At 64.1% G+C, this 2,854-nt stretch carries 4 protein-coding genes; 2 read left to right on the forward strand and 2 right to left on the reverse strand.

What is annotated here, in order from left to right; genetic code table 11:
• On the forward strand, positions 1 to 526 hold a 526-nt coding region (locus tag RIF93_RS19780; RefSeq protein WP_309093160.1), incomplete at its 5' end, for a LysE family translocator.
• A 118-nt stretch (positions 527 to 644) separates the two neighbouring features.
• Here the strand turns inward: RIF93_RS19780 and RIF93_RS19785 are convergent.
• A complete protein-coding gene (locus tag RIF93_RS19785; RefSeq protein ID WP_375163905.1) occupies positions 645 to 1,187 on the reverse strand; it encodes an outer membrane protein in 543 nt (180 codons plus the stop codon).
• Positions 1,188 to 1,595: 408 nt separating this feature from the next.
• On the opposite strand from RIF93_RS19785, the gene RIF93_RS19790 reads away from it, so the two are divergent.
• The gene (locus tag RIF93_RS19790) at positions 1,596 to 2,351 is read left to right on the forward strand and encodes an SDR family oxidoreductase (protein WP_309093162.1); all 756 of its coding nucleotides are present in this window, start codon (positions 1,596 to 1,598) and stop codon (positions 2,349 to 2,351) included.
• Here RIF93_RS19790 and pgeF read toward each other — a convergent pair.
• On the reverse strand, positions 2,341 to 2,854 hold a 514-nt coding region (pgeF, locus tag RIF93_RS19795), incomplete at its 5' end, for a peptidoglycan editing factor PgeF (protein WP_309093163.1). The two genes, RIF93_RS19790 and pgeF, sit on opposite strands and share 11 nt — an antisense overlap.

Consider the following 2,854-nt stretch of genomic DNA (forward strand, 5'->3'; position numbering starts at 1 on the left):
TCTGACGGGCGGACGAAGGATGGGGCTGGCGGCGACAGCGGGTATCATGACCGGGGGCGCGGCCCATACGATCTTCGGAGCCGTAGGAGTTGGTCTGATCTCACAGGTTTCCCCGGTCGTGCTCACTGCGATTCTCTATGCTGGCGCAGCTTACATGGCCTGGATCGGCATCACGCTGCTGCAGAGCTCCATCACCATCGACCATGTCCGACAGGTGGGCAGCAGCTCCCTTTGGCTGGCGTTTCGGCAAGGCGCCTTAACCTGCCTCCTCAATCCCAAGGCCTACCTGTTCGTGCTTGCCGTCTATCCTCAATTCCTGCTGCCGGATTATGGGCCAATCTGGCTGCAGGCGCTGGTCATGGGTGTCATGACGGTCCTGATGCAGTTCATGATCTACGGAGGGCTTGCCGTCGCAGCGGGACGCGGCCGGGAGTTCCTGACATCTCGCCCGGGCACGACGAGGCTGATCGGCCTGGCCGCCGGAGCATTGTTCATCGCAACCGCGATCGTGACGGCTCTGCGCTGAGACGTTGCGAAGGGATCACAGTCGCCACGCCGATACCGACCTGATTTCTATCCAATAGGCAAACAAAAAGGCCCGGGTTTTTCCCGGGCCTTTCGTTCATCGCCGGAGGCGATGGATCTTAGTAGGTGCCGAAGCGGAAGTTCAGACCCGCGCGCACCACGCCGAAGTCGGTCTCGCCGGTGCTGAAGGTCGTGCCCGCGAAGGTGAAGTCCTCTTCCTCGAGGTTCACGTACAGACCTTCGATCTTGGCCGACAGGTTGTTGGTGAAGGCGTACTCGAGACCACCACCCACGGTCCAGCCGTTGCGGTTGTCCGTGAAGGCGAAACCGCCGGTGGCGTAGATGAGGGCGCGGTCGAAGGCCACACCGGCGCGAGCGCGGACGGTGCCGAACCAATCGTCGTTGTCGTTCTCGTAGATGCCCAGCGGACCGAAGTCGTAGTTGACGCCGCCGAAGTCGGCGTACTGGATGTCGCCTTCGAGACCGACGACGAACGAGCCGATCTGGTAGTTGTAGCCGATCTGACCACCGCCGACGAAGCCGCCGTCATTGTCGCGGTCGCCGAAGATCGTGGCGTCTTCGAACACGAGGTCGTCGTCGCCGCCGTCGTTCCAGCCGTAGCCGGCGTTCACACCGACGTAGAAGCCGGTCCAGGTGAACACCGGAACCGCAGCAACAACCGGAGCCGGGGGAGCGGAGCGGACCGGAAGGTCAGCAGCGGAAGCAGCACCGGCAAAGCCGAAGAGAGCGACGCTGGCGAGAAGAATCTTCTTCATGGTTTCTCTTTCCTAATCGATGTCATGCGGGCTCAGCCCAAAGTCCCGCGGGCCAAGCCAAGCACTGTCCGTTTATAGAGCGACAACCCGTCCAGGGCTGTGACCTGACAACCACAGCAGCGGAAGACCACCGTGGCAGGATTGTGGCGGCAATGTGCGAGTTTCCCCTTGCGTCATCGCTGGAGTCCATAACGTACAGCTTGACCGTTGGTTCGACGGCCCAGCGAAAAAATGTCATTTTCTTGTCCACTAACCTGACGCGCTGTGATGTGCTTACATTTCAAGGGGTTGATCATGAACAAAGCCGCTCTCGTGACCGGCGGTGCCCAACGCATCGGACGGAGAATCGTCGAACGGCTTGCTGGGGAGGGCTATGCGGTTGCGATCCATTGCCGCCGTTCGACCGGCGAAGCGGAAACCATGGCGGCCGGCATCCGGGAGCAGGGTGGTCGCGCCGTCGTCGTTCGGGCGGATCTTGGCGATAGCCGCGCCGTCGAGCGGCTCATTCCGGAGGCGGTTCGGGCGCTGGGACCGCTGACGCTCCTCGTCAACAATGCATCCGAGTTCGAGCCCGACGAGGTCGAGACGCTCTCGCAGGATCGGTGGGACCGGCACTTCGCCGTCAATCTGCGCGCGCCGGCCTTCCTGGCCCGCGACTTCGCCCGTCAGCTTCCCGCGGATGGCAAAGGATGCATCGTCAACATCGTCGACCAGCGCGTCTGGAAGCTGACGCCGCAGTTCTTTTCCTACACGCTGACCAAGGCGGCCCTGTTCTCTGCGACGCAGACCATGGCCCAGGCCCTGGCGCCGCGCATCCGCGTCAATGCCGTCGGTCCCGGTCCCACCCTGTCGAATGTCCGCCAGGGCGATGAGGATTTTGCCAAGCAGAGCGAGGCGGTGCTGCTGGGGCGCGGCGGCACGCCGGACGAGATCGCCGACGCGGTGCTCTATCTCGCGCAGGCCCGCAGCGTCACCGGCCAGATGATCGCCGTCGACGGCGGCCAGCATCTCGCCTGGGAGACGCCAGACGTGGCAGGCATCAGGGAGTGAGCGCGATCGCCGAGATCAGCCGGCCGTAATCCGGCTCCTGGCGATGGGTCGTGCGGCGGTAGCTGAAGAACCGATCCTCGTCCGTATAGGTGCAAAGCCCGAGATCGCTGAAGGCGCCGATGCCGGCAGCTTTCAGCCGCGCGCCGATGAAGCCGGGAAGATCGAACATGGCATGGCCCGATCTCTCCGCTTCCTTCAAGAAGCGCTCGTGGCCGGGCGCCTCCCCGGTGAAACGCTCGATGAAGTCCGGACCGACCTCATAAGCCTTCTGGCTGATCGTCGGGCCGAGCACGGCGACGATCCTTTCGCGCCGGGCGCCGAGGCGCTCCATGGCCGCGAGCGTGGATTCGAGCACACCCGTCACGGCCCCGCGCCAGCCCGCATGGGCGGCCCCGATCACCCGCGCGTCCTCATCCGCAAACAGGACCGGCCCGCAATCCGCCGTGGTGATGCCCAGTGCAAGACCCGGTGTCGCCGTCACCATGGCGTCCGCCTTGGGCCGC

This window comes from Phenylobacterium sp., assembly GCF_031181185.1.
Lineage (GTDB): Bacteria > Pseudomonadota > Alphaproteobacteria > Caulobacterales > Caulobacteraceae > Phenylobacterium.

Excerpts from the sequence above, each read along its gene's own strand:
- RIF93_RS19790 (WP_309093162.1), top strand. The coding sequence starts at position 1,596 with ATGAACAAAGCCGCTCTCGTGACCGGCGGTGCCCAACGCATCGGACGG.